Annotated in this window: 1 protein-coding gene and 2 pseudogenes; 2 read left to right on the top strand and 1 reads right to left on the bottom strand. The window is 62.2% G+C overall.

The annotated features are described in order from the left end of the window. Positions 1 to 138: pseudogene (locus tag ACIGXE_RS37500) on the top strand (IS5/IS1182 family transposase); the annotation flags it as partial. A 370-nt stretch (positions 139 to 508) separates the two neighbouring features. On the opposite strand, the gene ACIGXE_RS37495 reads toward ACIGXE_RS37500, so the two are convergent. Beyond that, positions 509 to 649: a hypothetical protein gene (locus tag ACIGXE_RS37495; protein ID WP_399754639.1), complete on the bottom strand. Its 141-nt coding sequence runs from the start codon at positions 647 to 649 to the stop codon at positions 509 to 511. Positions 650 to 3,353: 2,704 nt separating this feature from the next. Between ACIGXE_RS37495 and ACIGXE_RS37490 the strand changes: the two are divergent. Then, positions 3,354 to 3,780: pseudogene (locus ACIGXE_RS37490) on the top strand (transposase family protein); the annotation flags it as partial. Between the last annotated feature and the right edge of the window lie 1,014 nt (positions 3,781 to 4,794).

The raw sequence follows: 4,794 nt of genomic DNA, 5'->3' as shown, positions 1-4,794 counted from the left end.
CACTCGCGGCTCAGGTGGCCGATCGAGAGAGCCATCGCATCGGTCAAGACATGGCGGATCCTCCGCAAAGCCCGCCACAACCCCAACCGGATGACATCAATCGCCAGAGCCATCCTCACCCTCGAGACTCACCAATGAACAAGCTCAATGTCTTCGACGGCGACGCACCCACGCATCACCGGTGGGTGCTACTTCGCCTGCGCGCACGTGATCTGCGATGTTGCCGATCTGGCGAGGGTGGCCGGTGCCCGATCGCGGAATGCTTCCATGCCGCTAAGAACCAATGCGGCCTGGACCGGTACGAAGTCCGCCGTAGCGGCCGCCCTCGACCAACTCGGTCAGCGGCTGGGCACGCTCTCCGTTCCCTCCACACCACAGGGCTTTGCCTCCCACGAGTCCTGGGCGGCAAGCATGGGCACCATCGAACAGAGCAGTCTGGAGGGCACCGGTTGTTACGGCGCCGGCCTGTCCAGGTGGATACGGTGGCGAGGCCACCGCGTCCTCGAAGTCAACCGCCCAGACCCCCAGATCCCGCCGACGCCTCGGGAAGTCCGACGCCGTCGACGCCGAGGCCGCCGCCCGAGCGGTGCAGGCCGGCGTCGCCACGGCCATACCGAAAACCGGTGATGGTGCCGTCGAGATGATCCACACCCTCATGATCGCCCGCCGCAGCGCGATGACAGCCCGCACTCAAGCCGTCAACCAGCTAAAAGCCCTGATCGTGACGGCTCCTAACACTCTCCGCGAGCGCATCCGCGGGCTGCGCGGGTCGGAGCTGATCCGCACTGTCACACGCTGGCGGACTGAGCGGAACCGGACACGCTGACCGCAGCCACCAAACTGGCGATGAGGTCCATCGCCCTCCGCTACCAAAGGCTCAGCGACGAGCTCGCAGAGCTCGACCGTCACCTCCCCAGGCTCGTCATCCCGGCCGCCGCCGAGCTCATGGCTGTCAAGGGGCTCGGCGCCGAGACGGTCGAAGCGCTACTCATCGCCGTCGGCGACAACCCCGAACACCCGCAGGGCCTGGGAACCACGCACACGCGCCTACGTCGCTCGCAGGACAGCCGAAAACAAGACCAAGACCGAGATCATCCGCTGTCTGACCCCGCAATCCCGGCCCAGCCGCCATCTCAACAGGACAAGACAACCGCAGCCCGACCATCCTTGACAGCTATAGGAGCATCGGCAAGGTCGAACGCTTTCACCCGCACACTCCTCGACGAGTGGGCCCACCTGCGGGCCCTGCGCCTCGAACAACGACTGGACCGAAGCCTTATCAGACTTCCTGTACACCTTCAACCACCACCGCTGCCAGACCGCACTCGACGGACCCCGCTAATCAGCCGCGCCAATAACCTCCTTGTTGGGACGCTGCGCTGAGCGTCGAAACCGTTCCGCCACAGGTCACTACGTGTATTGACTCGCCCCAGCGGCAATCGCTGCTGAAAATGCCGGTACCACTGCGAAGAGCGTTGCCCATGGGGGCACGCGCCGCATGGGACACAGCCCCTCGCTGTCACCGCCTGCTGAGGACGGCAGTCGGGAGAGGGCAGGGCCGCCGTTGTGACTACATCGTCCAACTTCGCATCAACATGGCTCAGGAGTAAAAAATGGGCGATAGAGGAAAAACCGGCTGAGTGGCATTTCCTCACGCGCACATCCATGTGGAGCTGTATCGTCAACCGGCGTAGTAAAATACTCGGCAAGGGAAGCAATGAAGAAAGTAAATATAGCTGCGTCCGTGGGTGTGGCGGCTTGCCTCGCGTCGCTGATTCCTGTGGCGGCCGGAGCGGCTGAAACGAGTTTTCTCCCTCGAATTTCCTGCTCTGGGTATAAACCTCTACCTAACACGGGAAACGAATTACAGGCTAATACCTGTATTATTGCGCGCGGGCAGCAGAAGGTAGCGCGAACGACGATCCGGGCAACGGGCAATAATTTCTGGGTCGTAGGTATGGCCTCGCATGTCGAAATTGGCGGGAGTGGGCCGGCTTCCCCCGGCTCGACCACATCGGCAGAGTATGGCGAGGCTCTGTGCTCGGGCTACATCGGAGCTAGGTCATCGACTGACACCATTACATGCAACTCCGCCGCTGTTGCGGATAAGCCCCGCGTAAATGAGAGGGCAGTCGCGATAATGACTGCTCAGACAGCGCGGGAGTACGCGTATAACTTAGGTAATGAGCGCAGGATGACCCAGTATTCCCCGTACGGATAGGCTTCAATGGATTAACTTCCGTGCGGAAACGGTGCGGCGTGTTCCAGGCAAATTGATAGGCTAGTATCGCTTAAGGCGAGCCTCGGGACCGCAGGCTATAGGGTGTAGCCGCCCGCGGGTTTTCTCCTCCGGGCGGCTTATTACTTCATCAGCGGATCGTGTCCTGCGCTTGTTTTCGTCGTTGACTGGGCCTGGTGGGGATGGTTGAGGCCCAGAGGTGGGCTGTGGAGTTGGACGGGATGTTCGCTCGGGTAGCGGGGCGGTTCGCTCGGGCGGATCTGCGGTGGCGGATGCGGGATTATCTGCGGGGTCTGCCGGCTCCGGTGGACCGGAAGAATGGCTGGCGGCTGGCTGAATACGCAGGTCACAAGACTCCGGATGGGTTCCAGAGGCTGTTGAACTCAAGCCGGTCAGGACGCGTCACACCCCGAACACTAGACGAAATTCAACCTCAGCACACTAGTGGCAGTCCCATCCCGATGAGCCGTATGACTCACGAAGCGTGCTCCAATCGGTCGCAAGGTTCCACGGCTTAACCTTTGCCGCTCTAATAAGGGACGAGGTGTAGTCACACTGGTCGTTTGTGTTCGGATCTGCTCCAAACCACGCCGTCTCTTGTCGCGACTGGCCAGGGAGCAGAGCTTCTGGATATTGCTCGAGAGTCTCGAGCGTGATTGTCGGCTTGCCTTGATAGGTCATGCCTGTTACTTCAGCCACGTGGACTCTGTAGAAATTAATCGAGTGCGTGTTCTTAACTACAATCTTTCCGCCCTTCTGGACCTCTCCCGACCCTAAATTCTTCCAAGTCATGCACGTCTGATATTTAAGGCCGGGCAAAGCGTTCCCCGTCACGTCGACATTCCGCCAGCTCGAGCACGTTTCTCCACTAGTGGCTCCGTCGGCGAAGGCTTGCGGGGTCCCTGCTCCCGCAAGCACGATCAAGGAAGCCAGGACGGGCAGTGCAGATTTGCGCATACGTGCTCCTCAACTTTACTCCGGAAGTCTCATTTTCGGGGCCAAAGGTACGCTCGCCGTGAGTAAAAGGAACTCTCCGTAAAAATCTTCAGAGTGGTCACCGATCGGGTGACGGCCGTCTGCACAGCAGGCGAGGCCTTCGGGAGTGGTCCGAGATGAGGTCGTGCGGGAACGGGGCGGTAACGGCCCGAGGGTGGTCGGGCGTGGTGTCTGGCGCTGCCGGATCGGGTGCTGCTGGTGGTCGCGTACTACCGCACGAAGCCTCACCATGCGGCAGCTCGCGCCCTGTTCGGTGTCTCGCCCGCGATGGTCTGCCGGGTGATCCAGCGGCTGCGACCGTTGCTCGCGATCGGGCCGGCAGCACGTCCGACGCGGTCGAGCGGCTGTGGATCGTGGACGGAACCCTGATCCCGGTCCGTGACCGGAAGACCGGTGGGTCCTCGCGCATCTACCGGTTCTCGGCGAACGTGCGGGTCATCGTCGATGCCGACATCAAACTCGTGGTCGCGGCGGCCCGGCCCGTGCCCGGCAACACCGCGGACGCGAAGGCTTGGCGGGATTCGGGCCTGACCACCGTCTGCGAACGGAGGGCTTCACCGCAGATCGAAAGGACCACCAGCGCCGGCTGGCCGGTGTCGACGAGATGGTTCTGTCGCTGTCGGCGATGGGCCTGGCGCATACAAAGAATGCCTCTCCTGGCAGAGGTCTGGGACGCCGATGTCCGGGCAGACGATCTCTGATAGCAGGACTCGATGGAGGGCATGCCGAACGGGATGCCCGGCCACTCGATTGCGTTTACCTGGTCGTCTTCATCGACGGTATCTATGGCAGATACGCCAGGGCCAGGGCCAGGGCCAGGGCCAGGTCGCCAGCCAGCCGGTCTGCATGGTTCTGGCGGTCACGGCCGAGGGTAGGTCACGCACTTGCCGTCCAGTGTGGGTGAGATTCAGAGTGCAGGGTCCGTCCGGTGCTGGGGCGCCCTGTAGGTTCACGCCATGCTTGACGGGGAGTAGTTCGCATGGCTGTCACCGACCCGGTCGCATTCGGCGAAAATCCCCGGCAGGACATACCGGGCGTCCCCGCCTCTCAGTGCTGCGGTCCGGCCGAGTGCCAGGGCGGCCCCAAGAGGACCACGACGGGTTGGACGGAGAGACGTGGGCGCTGCCCACGCTGATCCCAAAACCGGCGGCGATACGCGTGAGCGTCTCGTTCTTACGCAGATCCGGCAAGAGTCGTCTGAGATGGCGGCAGCTTGCACCTGCGGTCACTCTCACGTGGTGACGATCAGCATCGTCACCCACTGCACGAGGCACTTCTTGACGTCGAGAACGACATGATCGGCGACCAACACAGCCCCAAAGGTGCAGAGTTGAGCTTCGGCAACTTGCTCAACAGCAGCCTGTGGGCTCTGCCCGCGCAGCCCACAGAGTCGTCACCCTATCGGAGGCCATTCTGAAAAGCTCGACCGGCCGGCGCAACCCGCAGCGACTCAACTGTAGGCCTCTAGGAGTTGTCGTCAAAGTGTCAGGCCCACATCAGGATTGACGCGAGGGTGACTGCGGCTTTGTAGGACTGGGCGGTCTTGTCGTAGCGGGTGG

The organism is Streptomyces sp. NPDC053431, assembly GCF_044544925.1.
GTDB lineage: Bacteria > Actinomycetota > Actinomycetes > Streptomycetales > Streptomycetaceae > Streptomyces.
This window is presented reverse-complemented; position numbering and strand designations above follow the sequence as displayed.